The sequence below is a fragment of the Vibrio sp. PSi01 genome (genome assembly GCF_054960695.1).
Genome location: NZ_JBHNYN010000023.1, coordinates 1 through 21,201 on the forward strand (window position 1 = coordinate 1; position 21,201 = coordinate 21,201).

The following is a 21,201-nucleotide window of genomic DNA, read 5'->3' on the forward strand; positions in this document are numbered from 1 at the left end:
CTTTGGTTTCCTAAGAAGCCTTCCCGTTTCAACGAGGTCGCATTATAGAGATTTCGATCACACTGGCAAGCCCTTTTTGAAGTTTTTCTCGTTTTTTTATTCGTTCGATTAAAAAGAACTCAAAACGCCTCAAAAGTAAGCTTTTCTCTTACATCTCTTGCAGTTTCTTAGAGAATAAAGAGACTTTTTCCCAATTTGTGTACTCGACTTCTTTGGTTGTATCCGTTTCTCCACCTGTCATATTCATAATGAAGCGAATCATGGTTTTATCGAACCAGTTATAACGAGGGTAATAGAGGGCACCCGCAAACACACCGATCAAAGTTGGTTGCCACGGGGACTTAAGAAGAAACTTCTTAATATAGGCGCTACCTTCGGGAGTATCTTTGCCTTGCTCTTCTTTACGAGCTGTTAAGTTAACGCAAAAGAAAGCAACCTTGTTTGATTGCAGCTGAGCAAGATTGGCATCAATAAACTGATATAGCTTCTTATTGAGGTGCCCATAGCGAATAGATGCACCAATCAAAACTCGGTCGTATTGAGCAAAGTCGACATTATCAATGGTGTGCAGATCTTGCAGCTCACATTCGAATTCATTCATTTCTTCTTTTATATAGTTCAATATTTTCTTGGTCTGCCCTTCACGGCTTGAATACAAAAATAGAGCTTTTGCCACAATGTTGTCCTTAGCTACGCCAAAACGTAGGGGTCAATAAAATTAATAAGGTGAATATCTCTAAACGGCCAAACAGCATGGATACGATCAACACCCATTTAGCCTTGTCATTCACATCGCCGAAGTGCATTGCCACTTCACCTAAGCCTGGGCCAAGGTTATTCAATGTTGCCGCTACAGCAGAGAAAGCGCTTAGCTCATCCATCCCTGTAGCAATAAGAGCCAACATACAAACCACAAAAACCAATGCGTATGCAGAGAAGAAGCCCCAAACCGCATCAACGACACGTTGTGGTAACGCAGAACCTCCGACCTTGATGGTATAGACAGCTCGCGGGTGCACAAGACGCTTCATTTCACGAGCACCTTGCAGAGTAAGTAATAAGATTCTAATGACTTTCATACCACCGCCTGTTGAGCCTGCACATCCACCTATAAAAGAAGAGAATAGAAGCAAAACGGGCAAGAACAATGGCCACTCGGAGAAACCAGTAGTGGTGAAGCCTGCTGTCGTAGATATAGATACCGTTTGGAACAAGGCTTGATCAAAGGCATCGTAATAAGAGTCATAAGAATGATGATTAAGCAGTAACAAAAAACAAACTAAGAACAAGACCACCTGAATAAAGATAAACGCGCGGAATTCAGGATCTTTCCAGTAATATTTAGGATGGACCCCCCCAGAAGCAAATGCAGCAAAGTGAAGCGAATAGTTACACGCAGATATAAGAAGGAACACGACCGTAATCATGTTAACCGCCGGACTGTTGAAATAGCCCATACTCGCATCGTGAGTCGAGAAGCCACCAATCGCAATAGTAGAGAAACTGTGGCTGATTGCATCAAAGAAACTCATACCTGCAAGCCAAAACGCTACCGCACAAGCAATAGTTAGACTCAAATAGATGTACCAAAGCGCTTTTGCCGTTTCAGCAATACGCGGAGTCATCTTACTGTCTTTAACTGGACCTGGGATTTCAGCACGATATAGCTGCATACCACCGATACCGAGAACGGGAAGGATGGCGACCGCCAATACGATGATACCCATGCCACCAAACCACTGTAGAAACTGGCGATAAAATAGAATTGCCTTAGGTAGGTCATCGAGGCCAACAATTACCGTTGCACCGGTCGTCGTTAATGCAGAAAACGATTCGAAGAAAGCATCGGTTACCGAAACGTTCGGGTTATCGGCGATCAAAAACGGCAATGCGCCCGCACTGCCGATTACCGTCCAGAACAACACCACAATAAGAAAGCCATCTCGCGCTTTCAACTCATGTTTATAACGTCGGTTGGGGAACCAACAAGTTGCCCCACAGAATAATAGAACGAAAAAAGTCGTCACAAATGGTACACCCGCACCATCTCTATAGATAAGTGCGACGAGCGCAGGTGCGAGCATTGATACACTAAAAAGTGCTAATAATAATCCGACGATTCGAATAATTGAGCGAAATTGCATGAGCTATTGAACGAAGCTAAATGCTTCAAACTTCCTAGTTGTCTTTAACTTTCGTTACCAGTGCCTTGGCACCGCTTTTATTGATCATGGTCTGAGTAAACGAATCTACCTGCAGGAGCTCTATCTCAATGATAAACTCAACTTGAACACCATAATCCGCTTGGACCTCAACAGCCTGATGCTGAGCCATAATAGATTGTGCAATTGGCACGAAACCATAGTCTAACTCTAGCCGTAATTTTGTGGTTATTTTTTTCTCGATAGTTTGAAGCAGCTTGAGAGCTTGTTGTACCCCTCCACCGTATGCCTTAACCAAACCACCCGTTCCGAGTTTTATTCCGCCAGAATAACGAGTCACAACAGCTGTTAACTCGCCAACACCCGAACCAGACAGTTGCGCCAAGATAGGCTTTCCAGCAGTACCAGAAGGTTCACCATCATCACTAAAGCCCCACTTCATCGAGTCTTCAGGTCGCCCTGCAACAAATCCCCAACAATTATGTCGAGCTGAAGAATGCTCTTTTTTTACCTGTTCTACGAACTGTTTAGCAGCTTCTACACTTGGTGTATGAGCAAGCTGAGTAATGAAAACGCTCTTCTTTATCTCTTCTTCAAACAGAGCCGATGCTGACGGTATTAAATAAGGCTGTTCATTCATATCGCTAACTTAATTAATAAGAGCAGCGAAGTGTATCACGCGTGAATAATAACGGTTAGAGGATCTGTGCTATCGCACAATGTTAAACAATTGTTTAAAAAATGTATTGAAATTAATCAAGCAGAGGTACAGACTAACATAACTGGTCTTACCAGGTATTCTACAATAATAGAAAGATAACAAGATTCTCTCAAACAATCGTGGATTGTATGTCATGGAGATAGACAATGATTTACCAAGCTAACACCTTACAGGTAAAGGAATTACAAGACGGTATTGCAGAACTTAGCTTCTGTGCGCCAGCCTCTGTAAACAAACTCGACCTTGCTACTTTAGAATCACTAGATAAAGCGTTAGATGCTCTTAATGCTCACGCTGGATTACGTGGTTTAATCTTAACTTCAAACAAAGACGCGTTCATCGTAGGCGCAGACATCACTGAATTTCTTGGCCTATTTGCTAAGCCAGAAGCAGAACTTGATGAATGGTTAAGATTCGCGAATTCAATCTTCAGCAAGCTCGAAGACCTTCCTGTCCCAACTCTTTCAATGATGCGTGGCCATGCCCTAGGTGGCGGCTGTGAATGTGTCTTAGCGACCGATTTCCGTATCGGTGACAAGACCACCAGCATAGGTCTCCCAGAAACCAAACTGGGCATCATGCCTGGCTTTGGTGGTTGTGTACGCCTGCCACGTGTTATAGGTGCTGACAGCGCAATGGAAATTATCACGCAAGGCAAAGCATGTCGTGCAGATGAAGCACTTAAAGTTGGCTTGTTAGATGCGATTGTTGAAACCGACCAACTACTAGAATCAGCGATTAACACGGTTTCTTTGGCAGCCAATGAGAAACTTGATTGGCAGCTACGCCGTAAACAAAAAACATCAGCGCTTTCGCTAAGCAAACTAGAAGCGATGATGAGCTTTACTATGGCTAAGGGCTTAGTAGCTCAAAAAGCAGGACCTCATTACCCAGCCCCAATCACTTCTGTTATCGCTATCGAAGAAGCAGCACGTAGTGATCGTGATGCTGCATTGGATATCGAGCGTAAACACTTCGTTAAGCTAGCAAAATCTGAGGAAGCGAAAGCATTGGTCGGCTTATTCCTTAATGACCAATACATCAAAGGCCTAGCGAAACAAGCGGGTAAGTCTGCCAACAAAGCTACTGAACGTGCAGCAGTACTTGGTGCTGGCATCATGGGTGGCGGTATTGCTTACCAGTCAGCATTGAAAGGCGTGCCAGTGATGATGAAAGACATCGCACAGGCGTCTCTAGATCTTGGTATGAGCGAAGCTTCTAAGTTGTTGAATAAGCGCTTATCACGCGGTCGCCTAGATGGATTCAAAATGGCAGGCATTCTGTCTTCTATTACCCCAAGCCTACATTACGCTGGGGTTGAGCAGTCAGATGTGATTGTGGAAGCGGTTGTAGAAAACCCTAAAGTAAAAGCAGCAGTTTTGAGCGAAGTGGAAGGTTTGGTTGGTGAAGACACAGTTCTTACATCAAACACCTCAACGATTCCAATCAACCTGTTAGCGAAATCTTTGAAACGCCCAGAAAATTTCTGTGGCATGCATTTCTTTAATCCAGTACATCGCATGCCTTTGGTTGAGATCATCCGAGGTGAGCACACTTCAGAAGAAACCATTAATCGCGTAGTCGCTTACGCAGCGAAGATGGGTAAATCCCCTATCGTTGTTAACGACTGTCCAGGCTTCTTCGTTAACCGTGTACTTTTCCCTTACTTCGGTGGTTTCAGCATGTTGCTACGCGACGGTGCTGATTTCACAAAGATCGATAAAGTCATGGAGCGCAAATTCGGTTGGCCAATGGGCCCAGCTTACTTGCTAGACGTTGTAGGTTTAGACACAGCACACCATGCACAAGCAGTAATGGCACAAGGCTTCCCTGAACGTATGGGCAAAGAAGGTCGTGATGCGATTGACGCACTTTACGTCGCTGAAAAATATGGTCAGAAGAACGGCAGCGGTTTCTATACATACAGCGTGGACAAACGCGGTCGCCCTAAAAAGACCTTCTCTGAAGACATTCTTCCTATCTTGGCTGACGTATGCCAACAGCCACAAGACTTTGATGACCAGACAATTATCCAGCGCGTGATGATTCCAATGATCAACGAAGTGGTGCTTTGTTTAGAAGAAGGCATCATCGCGACACCGCAAGAAGCGGATATGGCACTGGTTTACGGTTTAGGTTTCCCTCCATTCAGAGGCGGCGTATTCCGCTACTTAGACAGTGTGGGTATTGGTAACTTCGTTGAAATGGCGAAGAGCTACCAAGACTTAGGTGCAATGTACCAAGTTCCTCAACTATTGCTTGATATGGCAGCGAAGGGCGAAAGCTTTTACGACGGCCAACAAGCCAGTTCTCTGTAACCCACATTTGGAAAAGGAATAGCAAAATGAATAATGTAGTTGTTGTTGATTGCCTTCGCACCCCAATGGGACGTTCCAAAGGTGGAGCTTTCCGTCACACTCGTGCTGAAGATCTGTCGGCACATTTAATGAAAGGCATTTTAGAGCGTAACCCAGAAGTAAACCCTGTCGAAATTGAAGACATTTACTGGGGTTGTGTACAACAAACGCTAGAGCAAGGCTTCAATGTCGCACGTAACGCTGCTTTGCTTGCTGGTCTACCGATTGAGATTGGTGCGGTAACGGTCAACCGTTTATGTGGCTCATCTATGCAAGCTCTGCATGATGCAACCCGCTCTATCATGGTTGGTGATGCTGAAATCTGCCTGATAGGTGGTGTCGAACACATGGGTCATGTACCAATGAACCATGGTGTTGATTTTCACCCAGGCATGTCTAAACACGTAGCGAAAGCTGCCGGTATGATGGGCCTAACGGCTGAGATGCTAGGTAAAATGCACGGTATTAGCCGTGAAGACCAAGACGCATTCGCAGCACGCTCACATGCTCGAGCTCAAGCAGCTACGGTTGAAGGTCGTTTCAAGAACGAAATCCTACCAACAGAAGCTCACGCAGCAGACGGTTCATTGTTCACTCTGGATTACGATGAAGTCATTCGTCCAGAAACTACGGTTGAGGGCTTGTCTCAGCTTCGCCCAGTATTTGACCCAGCAAACGGTACGGTAACAGCAGGTACTTCATCAGCACTATCTGATGGTGCCTCTGCAATGCTTATCATGAGCGAAGAGAAAGCCAACGCACTTGGCCTTAAGATTCGCGCTCGCGTGAAGTCTATGGCTATCGCAGGTTGCGATCCTTCAATCATGGGTTACGGCCCAGTACCTGCTACGCAAAAAGCGCTGAAACGTGCAGGCCTAACCATTGAAGATATGGGTGTGATTGAGCTAAACGAAGCGTTTGCCGCTCAATCTCTACCTTGTGCGAAAGATCTAGGTCTATTGGATGTGGTTGATGAGAAAGTAAACCTTAACGGCGGTGCGATTGCTCTTGGTCACCCGCTAGGCTGTTCTGGTTCTCGTATCTCGACGACGCTAATCAACCTGATGGAAGCACAAGATGTGAAATACGGCTTAGCGACCATGTGTATTGGTTTAGGCCAAGGTATTGCAACGGTATTTGAACGTCCATAGCGTTTACTGACTGTAATACTTGAAGGGTAATTTTTTGTGCAGCTATATTTATATAGCTGCACTTTTTATTACTTGGCATCCAACAATGCATCGATTTCGTTCAGCAAACTCTAAGAGAGAAAAACCAACACTGACGTCTATGCACAAAACGCATATATTCAATGTTGATGTTTCATTATTTTTTCTTGAATGATTCAACTAAAGTTACTTCAGTTTCCTAATATTCCTCCACGGAGCAGATCATGTTTAAAGCACTTGTACTAAACCAAGAAGACAAAAAAACTATCGCGTCAGTTTCTCAAATTGAAGAGTCTCAATTACCAGAAGGTAACGTGAAGATTGATGTTAGCTACTCTTCTTTGAACTACAAAGATGGTTTGGCGATTACAGGTAAAGGACGCATCGTTCGTAACTTTCCTATGGTTCCTGGTATCGACCTTTCTGGTGTGGTTTCACAATCTGATGACCCACGCTACAAAGCGGGCGACGAAGTTGTTCTAACGGGTTGGGGTGTTGGTGAAGGCCACTGGGGCGGCATGGCGGAGAAAGCAAGCCTAAACGGTGATTGGTTAGTGCCAATGCCATCAGGTCTAGACGCTAAAAAAGTAATGGCTATTGGTACAGCAGGCTTTACAGCAATGCTTTGTGTGCAAGCTATCGTAGATGCAGGCATCAAACCAGAAGACGGTGAAATCCTAGTAACAGGTGCAAGTGGCGGCGTAGGCAGTGTGTCTATCACTCTACTAAACCAACTGGGCTACAAAGTCGCAGCTGTAACTGGTCGTGCTTCTGCAAATGGCGAACTATTAAAATCACTAGGCGCAACACGCATTGTAGAGCGAGCTGAACTAGAAGAACCGGCGAAGCCACTTGAGAAACAACTGTGGGCTGGTGCTATCGATACGGTAGGTAGCAAAGTACTTGCAAAAGTATTGGCGCAAATTGATTACAACGGTGCGGTTGCAATGTGTGGTCTAGCAGGCGGTTTTGACTTACCAACCACGGTAATGCCATTCATTCTGCGTAACGTTCGCCTACAGGGTGTGGACTCGGTAATGTGCCCTCGTGAAAAACGTATTAAAGCGTGGGAACAACTAGCGGAATTGCTACCTGAGTCTTTCTACGCGCAAGCAACTAAAGAAGTGTCTTTAGATGGCGCAATTCAAGCTGCAGAAGACATCACTAACGGTCAAATCACTGGTCGCGTAGTCATTAAGCTATAGATTCTCAAACCTTAAGTTATCAAACCTTAAGCAACAGCTTTAGGCTTGGATAACCCAAAATAACAAAGGGCTGATAGTAATCAGCCCTTTTGTGTTTTTGTCATTAGGATCGAGTAAACCAAAGCTAAGTCCCAGTTAACCTAAGCCAACATCCGCAATACGCTTTTGAATCAATTCGCCACACTCCTCTTTAACCACTCTTCTTAACCATTGTTGCGAGGCGGAAGAATCGCAGCGCGAGTGCCAGATCAATGAGTAATCAAACGGCATAAACTCGAATGGCAGCGGTTTAACGACTAAGTCATAACGCTCAGCCACCAAGTAAGCTAAATCAGCAGGCACAGTGATCACCAACGGCATTCTATCGACAATCGCCAATGCAGCCTCAAGGTGATAAGCACGCAACACCATTTTACGTGGGTTTTGATTAGCTAAAGCGTTATCGAGTAAAGCTTTAACGCCATCACTGATCGCGATCATCGCGTGCGGAAGTGAGACATAATCTTCAAGGCTTAATGGTTGATCGGCCAATGGGTGATTTTGGGATAACAAGCAAGACACACCAACCGGCCCTAATACGTCTTTATGAAGTGGTGCGATGCTGCCACTCGGACGACAAATCGCCATATCAACGCGCTCAGTACTGAGTTGCTTAAACAAATGCTCATGCTGCAACGGCGCAAATTCCAACGAGATATTCGGCGCTTGTTCATAAATCTTAGGCAATGCATAAGGCAAGATGGTTTGCATCGCGTAGTCAGTGGTCGCAATTAAAAAACGCTCACTACAATAGTAAGGGTCAAAATCACTCGGGCTAAGCAGTTGACGGAAAGATTCTAACGGTTGATCAATACGCTGGCTGATCTCAAGTGCTTTCTTGGTAGGAATAAGATGCTGACCTTGGCGCGTAAATAGAGGATCATTAAGTAGCTCTCTAAGACGCCCTAATACACGACTGGTTGCAGATTGACTTAAATTGAGACGAAGCGCAGCCTGGCTAACACTGCCTTCTTCAATCAATACCTTTAAGGCGACCAATAAGTTCAGGTCTCTACGATAGATGTCTTCTAATTCCACGCCACTTACCTAGCTGTATACTATCACCATTGATCACTACGTTGTTTATAGCATGCTTTAGATAAAAAAAATCCCGCAATTACGCGGGGAAGCCCAAGAAAATTGGGGATAGTGTCGGAATGTTGTCGTATCGGAATTTACTTGTTGTATTAAGGTTAGTGCTCTTGCTCTTCGGCTATGCTTTGCCAACGGCGCATCTCGACCCAAATACCAATAATCGTTGCTACTATGCCAAAGATAGGCATCAGTGAAGTCTCTGTCGGTGAGCGTAGTACTAACGCACAAAAAGAAATAAAACAGAGAACCGAATAAATTGTTAATCTATCTAATCCTGTCAACATCGCCACTCCTTAGCTAGTTGCCTTTGTTTCAAGTTGTTATCAACTTGTTAATTAAGTTATAGGAAATAATTCCGTTTGCCAAGCACTTATTGCATATTTTTTCTGCAGACGTATTATTCACTCGTTAGATAGATATAGAGATACAAACCATGACATTCAAACCTGAACTGGCAACCCATACTTTAGAAGCTGAAGGCCTGCGTTGCCCGGAGCCAGTAATGATGGTCAGGAAGACAATTAGAAACATGCAGGATGGCGATGTATTACTGGTAAAAGCTGACGATCCTTCGACAACTCGAGATATTCCGAGCTTTTGTCGATTCATGGATCATCAGTTGGTAGGCCAAGCGACAGAAACTTTGCCTTACCAGTATTTGATCAGAAAGGGATTGGAGGCGTAACGCCCCACCGAGTATCAAGTATCAAAAAAGCCGCTCGTACCTTATGTTCTTAAACAGAACTCAGAGTACGAGCGGCTTTTTGTTTATTCGTTTCTAGACTTGTTTTGCAGATGCTCGAGCTGATGCTGAATTTCTCGGATATCTTTGCGCATCGGAATAATATGCGCGACCCGAATCCAAGCCTCTACCGCAAGCGCAGTCATGATGATGGCACCCGCGACCATTGGTAGCCACATGTCCGTCAACACCATGCCTAATAATGTAAGTGCAAGACCAAAAGTAAATAGATAACTTTGGCTTTGTGGAGTAATACCCATATAACGCGTCAACATAATCATGCCCTCGTGTTCTTAACTCACAATATTAAAATATCATGACAAGTATGACAGTTATATGTCCATTCGCTCGATAAACCCCACAATACTGTAAGAGTATGACCTACAACACATTACTCTACTGATTGAGTATAATAAGACTCAATACTACCTGTTAATAGAAAGCCGCAGCGATAGCTAAACCCACGAATAATAAGGCCGTGATCTTACGAATCAGGTCAAGCGGCATCTTATCTGCCGACAACTTACCGATGATAACCACTGGCACATTCGCCAATAACATACCGATCGTAGTACCTAGAATCACCCACATTAATGCATCAGAGTATTGAGCCCCTAGAATGGAGGTCGCTATCTGGGTTTTATCACCAATCTCAGCAATGAAGAACGCGATGAAACTGGCGACAAACGGGCCTCGGTTTGAGATCTGCTCATCGTCATCCAACTTATCGGGAATCAGAATCCAGCCCGCCATAGCGATGAAACTGACCACCAGCACCCACTTTAAAACTTCAGGTGAAAGATAATCGGCGACTACAACCCCGAGCCATGCAGCAAGGGCATGATTGGCAATGGTGGCAAAGAAGATAGCCGCAATGATAGGTATCGGTTTTCGATATCGACTGGCTAATAAAAGGGATAGCAACTGGGTCTTATCACCGATCTCGGCTAAGGCGACAGTTGTAATTGAAATTGCTAAAACGCTCACGACATGCTCATTTGGGATGGAGATTATTATATTTAACCAAAGACAAACCTCGCGCCCCATCCCGGTTCACGATGCTTGTCTAAGGTCTTGCTAAGCGCCACCAAGGTGGTGGTTGCCTCGAACGCCATGATGATTTTGCATCAATTATGTTGACGGACGAACTCATTCAATAGGATATGAATAAGTAAGCTACTCCCCAAAGACCGCGAGATTTTAATCACCCACGCTTTCAAACACAAGTGTCAAACTTATCAAAATATCCACTTGTGCCGAAAAACAAACATTAAAGGCAAAAAAATCCACTAAACGACATTTTAGACCACTAATTAAACAAGATTACCCCTACTCGCTTTACCAATATCTCGGTATACTCAGAGGTTATTTTTATCATTCATTTAAAAGAATCGCGCGAACCTGACTATGCAAAAATACGATATCAAAACCTTCCAGGGAATGATCCTCGCGCTGCAGGATTACTGGGCACAAAACGGTTGTACCATTGTTCAACCACTAGATATGGAAGTAGGTGCTGGCACCTCTCACCCAATGACATGTCTACGTGCACTTGGCCCAGAGCCAATGTCTACGGCGTACGTTCAACCTTCTCGTCGTCCGACCGATGGTCGTTACGGTGAAAACCCGAACCGCCTGCAGCACTACTATCAATTCCAAGTAGCTCTAAAACCTTCTCCAGATAACATCCAGGAGTTGTACTTAGGCTCGCTTGAAGTTCTTGGTGTCGACCCACTTGTTCACGACATTCGCTTCGTTGAAGATAACTGGGAAAACCCAACACTAGGCGCATGGGGCCTTGGTTGGGAAGTATGGCTAAACGGCATGGAAGTAACTCAGTTTACTTACTTCCAACAGGTTGGCGGCCTTGAGTGTAAGCCTGTAACTGGCGAGATCACTTACGGTATCGAGCGTCTAGCAATGTACATCCAGGAAGTAGATTCTGTTTACGACCTTGTATGGAACGTAGCACCAGACGGTTCTAATGTGACTTACGGTGACATCTTCCACCAAAACGAAGTTGAGCAATCAACATACAACTTCGAGCACGCAGACGTAGATTTCCTATTCACTTTCTTCGACCAGTGCGAAAAAGAGTGTAAAGAGCTACTTGAGCTTGAGAAGCCACTGCCGCTTCCAGCTTACGAGCGCATTCTAAAAGCAGGTCACGCATTCAACATCCTTGATGCGCGCAAAGCTATCTCTGTAACAGAGCGTCAACGTTACATCCTTCGTATCCGCAACCTGACTAAAGCTGTTGCAGAAGCGTACTACGCGTCACGTGAAGCACTTGGCTTCCCAATGTGCCGATCTGTAGAAGAAAAGGAAGGTAAATAATCATGGCGAAGAATTTTCTAATTGAACTGGGTACGGAAGAGCTTCCACCAACGGCACTTCGTTCTCTAGCAGAAGCCTTTGCTTCTAACTTTGAAGCGGGTCTTAAAACGGCTGAGCTTTCTCACGAAGGCATCAAGTGGTACGCAGCACCTCGTCGTCTAGCTCTTAAAGTAACCGCACTGGCTGAAGGCCAAGCTGACAAAGTCGTTGAAAAGCGTGGTCCTGCTGTTTCTGTAGCATTCGATGCTGAAGGCAACGCGACTAAAGCAGCACAAGGTTGGGCTCGTGGTAACGGTATCACTGTTGAGCAAGCTGACCGTCTGAAAACAGACAAAGGCGAGTGGCTTCTTTTCAAACAAGAAGTAGCTGGCAAACCTGTTCAAGAATTGGTGATGGATATCGCTGCGAAAGCACTGGCTGGCCTACCAATCCCTAAAGCGATGCGCTGGGGTAACTCAGACATTCAATTTATCCGTCCAGTAAAAACACTGACAGTACTACTAGGTGATGAGCTTGTTGAAGGCGAAATCCTAGGTGTAGCATCTGCTCGTACTATCCGTGGCCACCGTTTCATGGGCGAACAAGAGTTTACAATCGATTCTGCTGACCAATACCCTGCGATCCTAGAAGAGCGCGGTAAAGTAATGGCAGATTACGAAGCACGTAAAGCGATCATCCTTGCTGATTCGCAAAAAGCGGCAGCAGCGGTTGGCGGTAAAGCTGACCTAGAAGATGACCTTGTTGAAGAAGTAACGTCTCTGGTTGAATGGCCAGTAGTACTTACAGCGAAGTTTGAAGAAGAATTCCTAAAAGTCCCTTCTGAAGCTTTGGTTTACACCATGAAAGGCGACCAGAAGTACTTCCCAGTGTATGACGCTGATAAGAACCTTCTGCCAAACTTCATCTTCGTTTCGAACATCGAGTCTAAAGAGCCTCGTCACGTAATCGAAGGTAACGAGAAGGTTGTACGTCCACGTCTAGCTGATGCTGAGTTCTTCTTCAACACAGACCGTAAGCGTCCGCTTATCGACCGTCTTGCTGAACTAGAGCAAGCTATCTTCCAGAAGCAACTGGGCACTATCAAAGACAAAACCGACCGCATCACAGAACTTGCTGGCTACATTGCTGAGAAAATCGATGCTGACGTTGAAAAGTCTAAGCGTGCTGGCCTACTGGCTAAGTGTGACCTAATGACATCAATGGTATTCGAATTTACGGATACTCAAGGTGTGATGGGGATGCACTACGCGACTCACGATGGTGAAGACGAGCAAGTAGCACTGGCACTTTACGAGCAGTACATGCCTCGTTTCGCGGGTGACACACTACCAAGCACTGGTATTTCTTCTGCAGTCGCAATGGCAGACAAGCTAGACACTATCGTAGGTATCTTCGGTATTGGCCAAGCACCAAAAGGTTCTGACCCATTCGCTCTACGTCGTGCATCACTAGGTGTGCTACGTATCATCGTTGAAAACGGCTACAACATAGACCTAACCGATCTAATCGGTAAAGCGAAAGAGCTACTAGGCGACAAGCTAACTAACGACAACGTTGAAGCTGACGTTATCGACTTCATGCTAGGTCGTTTCCGCGCATGGTACCAAGATGCTGGTTTCAGCGTTGATATCATCCAAGCGGTACTAGCACGTCGTCCAACTAAACCTGCTGATTTTGACCAACGTGTTAAAGCGGTTTCTCACTTCCGTGAACTGGAAGCAGCAGAAGCACTAGCAGCAGCGAACAAGCGTGTAGGTAATATCCTTGCGAAATTCGATGGCGAGCTACCAGCAGAAATCGATCTAGCACTTCTTCAAGAAGACGCAGAGAAAGCACTGGCTGAAAACGTTGAAGTAATGACAGAAGCACTAGAACCAGCATTCGCGACAGGCAACTACCAAGAAGCCCTAAGCAAACTTGCTGACTTACGTGAACCCGTTGATGCATTCTTCGATAACGTAATGGTTATGGCTGATGATGAAGCGCTTAAGAAGAACCGTCTAACGCTACTGAACAACCTACGTAACCTGTTCCTACAGATTGCTGACATCTCTCTACTGCAAAAATAAGCACGAGTGAGACAGTTGCTCTTAGTCATACTCTGAGTAACTAACAGTAAATACCCAAAGGGAAGCGAAAGCTTCCCTTTTTGTTTTTGTGAACCAAGCATTTGTTTGTAGAGGTGTTATTGATTAACTGAATGAAACAGCACTCAGACTGTAGAGGGTATTGTTTGCTATAAATAACCTGTTTATTCAGGGGAAGGGAACAATGAAAAAGACAGTACTCGCGCTTTCAATACTCGCACTCAGCGCATGCAGCCAAACCAATGACAACAATCTACTGCTGACAATTGATAACGACACTGTCGTATTCGAATCATCCGGTAAAGGCACCGTGATTGCAGAACAGGAACTCGCTAAAGGTAGTTATACCTTCTCTATCAGCGACGCTCAAAGTACCTGTGGTACTAACTTTGCTCTGGCTGAAGAGAGTCGCATCAAATTCAATAAACCCCTTCGCCTAGACGACTGCGCCGAAAAGTCCGAAATCGCTATTAAAGTCTTTCGCGCTAACACCTATCAATTTACACTCAACCCACAGACCAATGAACTCACGGTTCAGATAAAGCCAAAGCAGCAACAAGTTCAAAGCTTTGCCTGCCCAATACCTAGTGACCAGCCAACCACCATCAACGTTGCTCAAACCTTTGATGATGGTACCTTGGTAAGAGACGCCCTTTCAGGCAAACAAATCACAGTAACTAATGGCAGCGTCACCATGCAGCCTGCAGAAAACAGCCAAGGTATTCTGCTACTAGAGAAAGTAGAACCAGAAACCAAAGCCGATTTTAGTTGGGATAACGCCACGGTTTACTTCGTAATGACTGACCGTTTCCACAATGGCAACCCTGACAACGACAACAGCTATGGTCGCAGCCAAGATGGACAAGACGAAATCGGCACCTTCCACGGTGGTGACCTAGCAGGCTTAACCGAAAAGCTCGACTACATTGAATCGCTCGGGGCCAATGCTATCTGGATTACCTCTCCACTAGAGCAAATCCACGGCTGGGTTGGCGGTGGTGATCGCGGTGACTTCAAACACTATGGCTATCACGGCTATTACCATCAAGACTGGACCAAGCTTGATGACAACATGGGTACCGAAGACGAGCTGAAAACCTTCATCGATACCGCGCACAGCAAAGGCATTCGTGTTGTTTGGGACGTGGTGATGAACCACACTGGCTACGCCACGCTTGCCGACATGCAAGAGTTTGATTTTGGTAAACTCAACCTGACCGATGAACAAGCTAAACAAACGCTTGGTGAAAACTGGACAGATTGGCAACCCGCTAAAGGTCAGAACTGGCACTACTTCAACAACTACATCTCATACAGCGATAAAGAAGCATGGGAAAAGTGGTGGGGCAAAGCTTGGCTGCGCAGTGATATCGGAGCCTATGACTCTCCAGGTTACAATAACCTCACCATGTCTTTGGCGCATTTACCCGATTTCAAAACAGAATCGACAGAGACCACTGGGCTACCTAACTTCTATCGCAACAAGTCCACCAGCGCCACGGATGAACTCCAAACCCCTCGTGAACATCTAATCACTTGGTTGTCTGACTGGGTACGTGAATATGGCGTTGATGGTTTTAGAGTCGATACCGCCAAGCACGTTGAGTTAGACGCGTGGGCAGAGCTTAAAGAGAGCACTAACCAAGCGCTTGCAGAATGGAAGCAAAACAACCCAGACAAAGCCCTGGATGACCTACCTTTTTGGATGACAGGCGAAGTATGGGCACACAGCGTAGTCAAATCAGACTATTTTGCTAACGGCTTTGATTCGATCATCAACTTTGAATTCCAGAGTGATATCGCACCAAAGGCGCTCAAGTGCCTATCCGATCTTGATGCTGATTACCTTCGTTACGCAGAGAAGATCAACAACGACAGCGAATTCAACGTACTGAGTTACCTATCGTCTCACGACACCTCTCTATTCTGGACACAACATGGCAGCGACTTTGCGAAACAGACCAAAGCTGCAAACGCGTTGATGCTGGCTCCCGGTGCGGTGCAGATCTATTACGGAGATGAAATCGCTCGTGATTTCGGCCCAACAGGCTCAGACCCAATGCAAGGTACTCGCTCTGACATGCCTTGGGAGCAAATCACAGGCGAACGAGCAGAATTGCTGGAACACTGGCAAGCACTTGGCCAATTCCGCCAACGACACCCAGCAGTAGCTCAAGGTAAGCACATCATCCGCAACAACAAGGGCTACTATGCGTTCGAACGCCAATACCGAGATGACAAAGTATTGGTTGTTTACACCGGAACGAAGTAAACATTCATTGAAATAATCCGCAAAATTAAAAGGAGAAGCTTAGGCTTCTCCTTTTTTGATCACGAAACACTCGTTCAATAAGAAAGCAGACACTCATTAGTTAAACTTTATAGAAGTTTTTTTCGTGTTAGAGCATTTGGCGCTATGCGTCGCAAAAACATTGCGGTATGTTCAAGGAATACACTGTTGGTAGACATAAGGTCTGCCTTAATGACACATAACAAGCAATCACAATGAATTAGGTAAAATAAGTAATGCAGTTCTCTAAGTTTGGTGAAAAATTTAATCGATACTCTGGAATCACTCGTTTAATGGATGATTTGAATGATGGCCTGCGCACTCCTGGCGCAATCATGCTCGGTGGTGGCAACCCAGCCGCTATCCCAGCCATGCTCGATTACTTTAACCAAGCCAGTGCCGATATGCTCGCCAGTGGAGAACTCATCGCCGCCCTCGCTAACTACGATGGTCCGCAGGGCAAGAACAGCTTTATTAAGTCGTTAGCGGCAATGCTGAAAGAAACTTATGACTGGGACATCAGCGAAAAGAACATCAGCCTAACCAACGGCAGTCAAAGTGGCTTCTTTTACCTCTTCAACCTGTTAGCAGGTCAACAACCAGACGGTTCTCACAAGAAAATCTTGTTGCCGATCGCACCGGAATATATCGGCTACGGCGATGCTGGCATTGATGACGATATTTTTATCTCTTACCACCCAGAAATCGAGCTTCTTGAAAATAGACAGTTCAAATACCACGTTGATTTTGAAAAGCTTAAGGTTGATGACTCGGTTTCCGCCATCTGTGCTTCTCGCCCAACCAACCCAACCGGTAACGTGCTGACCGACGAAGAAGTACGTAAACTGGATAAACTTGCGCGCGAAAACAACATACCGCTATTGATCGATAATGCCTATGGCTTGCCGTTTCCAAACATCATCTTTGAAGATGTCGAACCGTTCTGGAATGAAAACACCATTCTGTGCATGAGCTTATCTAAGCTTGGTTTGCCTGGTGTGCGTTGCGGTATCGTGATTGCGAGCGAAGAAGTAACACAAGCTCTGACCAACATGAATGGCATTATCAGCCTAGCACCTAATAGTGTTGGCCCTGCGATTGCTAACCACATGATTGAAAAAGGCGATTTACTGCGCTTAAGTAGCGAGGTAATCAAACCTTTCTATAAAGATAAATCTCTACGTGCAGTTGAGCTCTTACAAGAAGCGATCGATGACCCTCGCTTCCGTATCCACAAGCCTGAAGGCGCGATTTTCTTATGGCTATGGTTTGATGAGTTGCCAATTACCACCATGGAGCTGTACGACCGCCTCAAAGCTCGTGGCGTATTGATTGTTCCTGGTGAATACTTCTTTATCGGCCAAGAAGACGAGTGGGATCATGCTCACCAGTGCTTACGTATGAACTACGTGCAAGATGATGAAGCAATGCAGAAAGGCATTTCAATCATTGCAGAGGAAGTGAAAAAGGCTTACTCAGAACAGTAATCAAAGCTTTTAGGTTACTGTAGGCCAAATACAAAAAAGAGCACCTCATAAGGTGCTCTTTCACTTTTACTTTCCGATATTTATTAGCTCAAATGAGCTAATAACGCTTAACCTTCTAGAAGACTATTACCATTAATAGCAATCTTACGCGGTTGCATCGCTTCTGGGATCTCGCGTTCTAGGTCGATGTGAAGGAGACCATTTTCCATGCTTGCGCCTACCACTTTTACATAGTCAGCCAGTTGGAATTTACGTTCGAAATCGCGCTCTGCAATACCTTGATATACGAAGGTTTTCTCTACTTCTTCTTTACGCTCACCTTTCACAATTAGCGTATTCTCTTTTTGAGTCAGATCTAATTGGTCATCTGCAAAGCCAGCGACTGCCATAGTAATACGGTAGTTATTCTCGTCTTTTTGCTCGATGTTATAAGGAGGGTAACCGCCAGAAGTATTTTTCGATGTGTTCGCTTCCATCATGTTGAATAGACGATCGAAGCCGATTGCGTTGCGGTAAAGTGGAGTGAAATCTACAGTTCTCATAATGCTATCCTTTTAGTAAGCAATAGTCTTAGCTGTGATTTTTACTAAGATCGAACTTGTGAGTGACCCAGTAAACAGCTAAGGGATTCAGTTTGCATTCCTCGGGTTTCGCCTCTTTTGGCGACAACGCTGGGACATGACAATGAATCAATTTTTAAATTGTGTGCTGCCAAAGTTATCCTCTATTGAGCGATACTCTAGCAACGGTTATGAAGGTTCTGTTTCTTCTCTTGTAGAGCAAGACAGTCATCCTCTTCACAACTAGATATGTGGATTGAGCAAAATAGTTTCAAGGGATTATTTTCAATTATTTTTTCAACTCAATATTTTTCAAGACCTTACCGACACAAAAAAGCACCGCCAATAGGCAGTGCTTTCATAATTTTATGAACTTAATCAATACAACGAAGACATCAATTTAATTGCTTCGAGGATAAGTTAGTTCGCATTAGTTCAAGCAAGGCGCACGCAGCATACAAGTGTATGTGAGTACGCCGAACGCAGAAATCATGCGAAATAACGACGCATCGCAGTAATTAAACGTCTAAGTTTGCTACTTTCAATGCATTCTCTTCGATGAAGTTACGACGAGGCTCTACTTGGTCGCCCATCAACGTTGTAAACAACAGATCTGCACCAACGGCATCGTCAATGGTTACTTGCATCATACGGCGAGTTTCAGGATCCATTGTCGTTTCCCAAAGCTGGTCAGGGTTCATCTCACCTAGACCTTTGTATCGTTGCAAGCTTAAGCCACGACGAGACTCTTTCACCAACCAGTTCAGAGCTTCAACAAAGCTAGAAACCGCTTGAGTACGCTCACCACGCTTGATGTAAGCGCCTTCTTCAATCAAGCCATCAAGGGCTTCAGATAGATCAGCCAGCTTCGCGAACTCTTTCGAGTTAATCAGATCAATGCTTAGTAGGTGTTCATGAGTTACACCATGAGTACGAACCACGATCTTAGGTACGCTCAAACCTAGCTCTTCATGTTTTTCAACTTCAAGGCTGTATTGGCTAGCACCGACTTCTTTCGCGTTTAGCTGTTCTACAAGCTGCTTACCCCAAGCTTCAACTTCCACGTCATCATGACACTGCTCAGCCGTTAGACGAGGAACGTAAATCAGTTCGTGAACCAATGCGCGTGGGTAACGGCGGCTCATGCGGTCAACAAGCTTAATACCCGCATTGTATTGCTGAACAAGCTTCTCTAGACCTTCACCTGCGAACGCTGGCGCTTCAGGGTTTACGTGCAGTTCTGCATTGTCTAAAGCCAAAGATACTTGATACTGGTTCATCGCATCTTCATCTTTAATGTATTGCTCTTGCTTACCTTTCTTCACTTTGTAAAGTGGCGGTTGAGCAATGTAAATGTAACCACGTTCAATCAGCTCAGGCATTTGACGGTAGAAGAACGTCAGTAGCAGTGTACGGATGTGAGAACCATCGACATCGGCATCGGTCATGATAATGATGTTATGGTAACGCAGTTTGTCTGGGTTGTATTCGTCACGGCCAATACCACAACCAAGTGCAGTGATTAGCGTTGCGACTTCTTGAGAAGACAGCATTTTATCGAAACGTGCTTTCTCTACGTTAAGGATTTTACCTTTAAGCGGTAGGATTGCTTGGTTCTTACGGTTACGCCCCTGCTTAGCTGATCCGCCAGCAGAGTCTCCTTCCACAATATACAGTTCAGACAGTGCAGGATCTTTTTCCTGACAGTCAGCGAGTTTACCTGGAAGGCCTGCTAAATCTAATGCGCCTTTACGACGTGTCATCTCACGCGCTTTACGCGCTGCATCACGAGCTCGTGCTGCATCGATAATTTTCGAACAAACGATTTTCGCTTCACCTGGATTCTCAATGAGGAACTCAGACAATTTCTCACCCATAGTAGACTCTACGGCAGACTTCACTTCTGAAGAAACCAGCTTGTCTTTAGTTTGGCTTGAGAACTTAGGATCTGGCACTTTCACCGAAACAATCGCCGTCAAACCTTCACGAGCATCATCACCTGATGTTGAAGTCTTCGCTTTCTTCGAGAAGCCTTCTTTGTCCATGAAGCTATTCAATGTACGAGTTAGTGCAGCACGGAAACCTGCTAAGTGAGCACCACCATCGCGTTGAGGGATGTTGTTGGTGAAACAGTAGATGTTTTCTTGGTAGCCATCATTCCACTGCATCGCAACTTCAACGGTAATACCGTCTTCACGCTCAGAGTTAAAGTGGAAGATTTTTTGGATGATTGGCGTTTTGTTAGTATTAAGGTGCTCAACAAACGCTTGGATACCGCCTTCGTATTCGAAGTGATCCATTTTGTCTTCTTCGCGCTCGTCAATCAGCTTAATTGACACACCTGAGTTCAAGAATGATAGCTCACGTAGACGCTTAGCTAAAATATCATAATGGAACTCGATGTTAGTGAAGGTTTCTTCACTCGGCCAGAAACGAATCTCTGTACCGGTTTTATCCGTGTCACCGATAACAGCTAGTGGCGCTTGAGGCTCACCGTGGCTGTAGGTTTGAGTGTGGATTTTGCCACCACGGTGGATAGTAAGAGTAACTTGCTTAGAAAGTGCGTTAACTACTGAAACACCAACACCATGCAGACCACCAGATACCTTGTACGAGTTATCATCGAACTTACCACCAGCGTGAAGAACCGTCATGATTACTTCTGCTGCTGATACGTTTTCTTCTGGGTGCAATTCTGTTGGGATACCACGGCCGTCATCGCTTACAGACACAGAACTATCTTCATGGATAGTTACAATAATGTCATTACAGTGACCAGCTAGCGCTTCATCAATAGAGTTATCTACCACCTCAAAAACCATGTGGTGCAGACCGGTACCATCATCCGTGTCGCCAATGTACATTCCAGGACGCTTACGTACCGCATCCAGACCCTTCAGTACTTTAATACTCGATGAATCGTAATTATCTGACATAGTTACTCTCTGAC

General features: G+C 45.1%; 17 protein-coding genes and 1 riboswitch. Of the genes, 8 read left to right on the forward strand and 9 right to left on the reverse strand.

Annotated elements, in window-relative coordinates:
* Positions 1–148: 148 nt before the first annotated feature.
* The 3 genes from hemG to ACFI6G_RS20220 are packed head-to-tail and all read right to left on the reverse strand — an operon-like array spanning position 149 to position 2,802.
* Positions 149–676 (reverse strand): menaquinone-dependent protoporphyrinogen IX dehydrogenase, encoded by a 528-nt coding sequence (gene hemG, locus ACFI6G_RS20210; RefSeq protein WP_016767554.1) that lies wholly within the window; start codon positions 674–676, stop codon positions 149–151.
* A gap of 10 nt (positions 677–686) precedes the next feature.
* Positions 687–2,144: a TrkH family potassium uptake protein gene (locus ACFI6G_RS20215; RefSeq protein ID WP_016787671.1), complete on the reverse strand. Its 1,458-nt coding sequence runs from the start codon at positions 2,142–2,144 to the stop codon at positions 687–689.
* Positions 2,145–2,178: 34 nt separating this feature from the next.
* On the reverse strand, positions 2,179–2,802 hold the full coding sequence (locus ACFI6G_RS20220; RefSeq protein ID WP_016767552.1) for a YigZ family protein: 624 nt from the start codon (positions 2,800–2,802) through the stop codon (positions 2,179–2,181).
* Between the two features lie 227 nt (positions 2,803–3,029).
* On the opposite strand from ACFI6G_RS20220, the gene fadB reads away from it, so the two are divergent.
* From fadB to acuI, 3 genes are all read left to right on the forward strand, one after another.
* The gene (gene fadB / locus ACFI6G_RS20225) at positions 3,030–5,201 is read left to right on the forward strand and encodes a fatty acid oxidation complex subunit alpha FadB (protein WP_016767551.1); all 2,172 of its coding nucleotides are present in this window, start codon (positions 3,030–3,032) and stop codon (positions 5,199–5,201) included.
* A 26-nt stretch (positions 5,202–5,227) separates the two neighbouring features.
* The gene (fadA, locus tag ACFI6G_RS20230) at positions 5,228–6,391 is read left to right on the forward strand and encodes an acetyl-CoA C-acyltransferase FadA (RefSeq protein ID WP_009848166.1); all 1,164 of its coding nucleotides are present in this window, start codon (positions 5,228–5,230) and stop codon (positions 6,389–6,391) included.
* A 242-nt stretch (positions 6,392–6,633) separates the two neighbouring features.
* Positions 6,634–7,614: an acrylyl-CoA reductase (NADPH) gene (gene acuI, locus ACFI6G_RS20235; protein ID WP_010433138.1), complete on the forward strand. Its 981-nt coding sequence runs from the start codon at positions 6,634–6,636 to the stop codon at positions 7,612–7,614.
* Between the two features lie 135 nt (positions 7,615–7,749).
* On the opposite strand, the gene ACFI6G_RS20240 is transcribed toward acuI, so the two are convergent.
* Together ACFI6G_RS20240 and ACFI6G_RS20245 are read right to left on the reverse strand one after the other, a co-directional pair.
* Positions 7,750–8,691 carry a LysR family transcriptional regulator gene (locus tag ACFI6G_RS20240; RefSeq protein WP_010433141.1) on the reverse strand — a complete coding sequence of 314 codons (942 nt, stop codon included), beginning with the start codon at positions 8,689–8,691 and terminating at the stop codon, positions 7,750–7,752.
* Between the two features lie 155 nt (positions 8,692–8,846).
* The gene (locus tag ACFI6G_RS20245; RefSeq protein WP_010433144.1) at positions 8,847–9,032 is read right to left on the reverse strand and encodes a hypothetical protein; all 186 of its coding nucleotides are present in this window, start codon (positions 9,030–9,032) and stop codon (positions 8,847–8,849) included.
* Between the two features lie 149 nt (positions 9,033–9,181).
* On the opposite strand from ACFI6G_RS20245, the gene tusA reads away from it, so the two are divergent.
* Positions 9,182–9,433, forward strand: a complete 252-nt coding sequence (gene tusA / locus ACFI6G_RS20250; RefSeq protein WP_004736675.1) for a sulfurtransferase TusA — start codon at positions 9,182–9,184, stop codon at positions 9,431–9,433.
* Positions 9,434–9,516: 83 nt separating this feature from the next.
* Here the strand turns inward: tusA and ACFI6G_RS20255 are convergent, their stop codons facing one another.
* On the reverse strand, positions 9,517–9,771 hold the full coding sequence (locus ACFI6G_RS20255; protein WP_016767550.1) for a hypothetical protein: 255 nt from the start codon (positions 9,769–9,771) through the stop codon (positions 9,517–9,519).
* A 151-nt stretch (positions 9,772–9,922) separates the two neighbouring features.
* Positions 9,923–10,477 (reverse strand): TMEM165/GDT1 family protein, encoded by a 555-nt coding sequence (locus ACFI6G_RS20260; RefSeq protein WP_010433152.1) that lies wholly within the window; start codon positions 10,475–10,477, stop codon positions 9,923–9,925.
* Between the two features lie 34 nt (positions 10,478–10,511).
* Positions 10,512–10,687, reverse strand: a riboswitch (yybP-ykoY riboswitch).
* Between the two features lie 210 nt (positions 10,688–10,897).
* Between ACFI6G_RS20260 and glyQ the strand changes: the two genes are divergently transcribed.
* The 4 genes from glyQ (at position 10,898) to ACFI6G_RS20280 (ending at position 17,691) form a co-directional block, all read left to right on the forward strand.
* Complete coding sequence (gene glyQ, locus ACFI6G_RS20265) at positions 10,898–11,827, forward strand: glycine--tRNA ligase subunit alpha (RefSeq protein WP_004736678.1); 930 nt, start codon at positions 10,898–10,900, stop codon at positions 11,825–11,827.
* Positions 11,828–11,829: 2 nt separating this feature from the next.
* Complete coding sequence (glyS, locus tag ACFI6G_RS20270; RefSeq protein ID WP_016787670.1) at positions 11,830–13,896, forward strand: glycine--tRNA ligase subunit beta; 2,067 nt, start codon at positions 11,830–11,832, stop codon at positions 13,894–13,896.
* A gap of 202 nt (positions 13,897–14,098) precedes the next feature.
* Complete coding sequence (locus ACFI6G_RS20275; RefSeq protein ID WP_016791878.1) at positions 14,099–16,186, forward strand: alpha-amylase; 2,088 nt, start codon at positions 14,099–14,101, stop codon at positions 16,184–16,186.
* 254 nt (positions 16,187–16,440) lie between these two features.
* A complete protein-coding gene (locus ACFI6G_RS20280; RefSeq protein ID WP_016790455.1) occupies positions 16,441–17,691 on the forward strand; it encodes a valine--pyruvate transaminase in 1,251 nt (416 codons plus the stop codon).
* A 107-nt stretch (positions 17,692–17,798) separates the two neighbouring features.
* Here the strand turns inward: ACFI6G_RS20280 and ACFI6G_RS20285 are convergent, their stop codons facing one another.
* Both ACFI6G_RS20285 and gyrB read right to left on the reverse strand, forming a co-directional pair.
* Entirely contained in the window at positions 17,799–18,233 is a 435-nt protein-coding gene (locus tag ACFI6G_RS20285; protein ID WP_010433156.1) for an Hsp20 family protein, read from the reverse strand.
* Positions 18,234–18,769: 536 nt separating this feature from the next.
* The gene (gene gyrB, locus ACFI6G_RS20290) at positions 18,770–21,187 is read right to left on the reverse strand and encodes a DNA topoisomerase (ATP-hydrolyzing) subunit B (protein WP_462710444.1); all 2,418 of its coding nucleotides are present in this window, start codon (positions 21,185–21,187) and stop codon (positions 18,770–18,772) included.
* Positions 21,188–21,201: the final 14 nt, after the last annotated feature.